The organism is Mesorhizobium sp. M7A.F.Ca.US.005.03.2.1, from assembly GCF_003997795.1.
In the GTDB taxonomy this organism is placed as follows: domain Bacteria; phylum Pseudomonadota; class Alphaproteobacteria; order Rhizobiales; family Rhizobiaceae; genus Mesorhizobium; species Mesorhizobium ciceri.
The window spans coordinates 1-1,885 of record NZ_RZRP01001055.1 but is presented as its reverse complement, the minus strand read 5'-3'; the positions used below and the strand labels follow the sequence as shown (position 1 = coordinate 1,885).

At 63.4% G+C, this 1,885-nt stretch carries 3 protein-coding genes; 2 read left to right on the top strand and 1 reads right to left on the bottom strand.

What is annotated here, in order from left to right; translation table 11 throughout:
• On the bottom strand, positions 1-738 hold a 738-nt coding region (locus EN991_RS34505; protein ID WP_127370403.1), incomplete at its 3' end, for a DUF87 domain-containing protein.
• Between the two features lie 154 nt (positions 739-892).
• Between EN991_RS34505 and EN991_RS34500 the strand changes: the two genes are divergently transcribed.
• Positions 893-1,456: an XRE family transcriptional regulator gene (locus EN991_RS34500; protein WP_027160588.1), complete on the top strand. Its 564-nt coding sequence runs from the start codon at positions 893-895 to the stop codon at positions 1,454-1,456.
• Positions 1,457-1,460: 4 nt separating this feature from the next.
• A complete protein-coding gene (locus EN991_RS34495; protein ID WP_013531040.1) occupies positions 1,461-1,769 on the top strand; it encodes a hypothetical protein in 309 nt (102 codons plus the stop codon).
• The last annotated feature ends 116 nt before the right edge of the window (positions 1,770-1,885 follow it).

Here is a 1,885-nt window from a genome sequence, read left to right as displayed (position 1 = left end):
GAACAGCACCTCGGCGAATTCCTCCAGCGTGAACATCCAGAACGGAAGATCCAAGGTTTTGGAATCGACCCTGACGCAGTATTCGGGCAGCGATGCCGCGAACTCGTTGTGCGGGTCGAGGATCAGGATGCGCAGATCCGGCCGTGCCGCGATCGACTTGCGCAGCAGCAGCGAAACGGCGGTGGATTTGCCGACGCCGGTCGTGCCGACAATGGCGAAGTGACGCGCCAGCGTATCGTCGATAGCGATGTTGGCGGCGATCGTCTCGTCCTGCGCGAGCGTGCCGATCGTGATCGAATGACGCCCGGCAAGGTCATAGACCGCCTGCAGGTCGCGGGTGCGGATGCGATGCGCAACGGCGCCGATATGCGGATAGGTGGTGATGCCGCGGTCGAAGACCGGTCTGGCGCCGGGCTCCGCACCGTCACGGACTTCGCCGATCAGCTCGATGCTGACCTCGATGGCGTTCTGGCCCTCATTGCTCCAGGCGCGGTCCGACTTGCCGATCGCGTAGACAAGGCCGACGGTTCGCGTCGATCCGAGATTGATGGAAATCATCTTCCCGACTGTCCACAGGCCGGTCACCGCGCCGTCGGCATCGTCCGCATAGGCGCTGATGGTGGCGCGAGCGCCGTCGCATTGCACGACATTGCCGAGGATGCGCTTGTCGTTCTGCTCGGTCTGGCGGCGCTCCTGCGAGGTCGGTTCCCCCACGGAGGCTTCGCGTTCGACATACATGGACAGGCCAATCCCCATTTCCCTGGAGAGTCGATCCTACCCGAATGGGGTTAAGGCCCGATGAGGTCGGATGGTGTAGAGAGCATTAAGGGGCCTGTGAAAATTGTCGCAAGGCGGCTCTTCTCCGGCGTCAATATTTCGCTATAATAGACATATGGATGATATAGCGAACGAAATTTCCTCGACGATAGGCCGCAGGATACACGCCGAAAGGGTCATGCGTGACTGGTCCCTGGCCGAACTGGCGGAGCATTCCGGCGTCTCGAAGGCGATGCTCAGCACGATCGAGCGAGGCAAGACCAGCCCGACGGCGGCGCTTCTGGTGCGCATCGCGTCGGCCTTCGGCATGACGCTGTCGACCTTGATCGCGCGCGCCGAGCTGCAGGGCGGCGGGCTGCTGCGCGAGGCCGACCAGCCGGTATGGCGCGATCCCGATACCGGCTATGTCAGGCGGCATCTTTCGCCGGCTGGCGATATGCCGCTGGAACTGATCAAGGTGCATCTGCCGGCGGGCGCCAGGGTCAGTTTTCCGGCTGCTTCATACGCCTTCATCAAGCAGCAGATATGGCTGATTTCCGGGCGGCTCGAATTCATCGAAGGCGATATGGCGCACAAGCTCGAGCCCGGCGACTGCCTGGCGCTTGGGGCGCCGTCGGACTGCACCTTCCATGCCCTGGAGCCCGGCGCCGACTATCTGGTCGCCCTGGTCAGAGGCTGACACAATGGCAAAGAGACCAAAGCGCTCCCACAATGGGGGGCCGCCTCTCGATGAGTACAAGGGCCCGCCATGGGGCACGGGCGATCCCTATATCTTCCTGGCCTGGCAGGCAGCGCACGCCAAGGCGTGGAAGGCGCCGAGCCACGAGGTCATGCTGTTGCGCATGGACAGAGCCGAGCGGCTTGGCCTGACCTACGAGGAGTACACGCTCGAGATTCTCGAGCGCGGGCGGCACCTCGGGCACGAAGATGCCGACCGCATCAGCGCCATCAAGGCGGCGCGAAAGCGTCGCCGCGCGCGCCATCTGGAGTGACGGCAATGCGCCCGCTTCTATCGCAATCACAGGATATCCCGCACATGAACTCGATCGAGATCGCAACCCTGACCCCGGCTGCCGAGACGCAGGACGGGCTGGCCGAATTGCTGGTC

Bases quoted from the DNA above. Each gene is read 5' to 3' on its own strand.
- EN991_RS34500 (WP_027160588.1), top strand. From the start codon at position 893: ATGGATGATATAGCGAACGAAATTTCCTCGACGATAGGCCGCAGGATA.
- EN991_RS34495 (WP_013531040.1), top strand. From the start codon at position 1,461: ATGGCAAAGAGACCAAAGCGCTCCCACAATGGGGGGCCGCCTCTCGAT.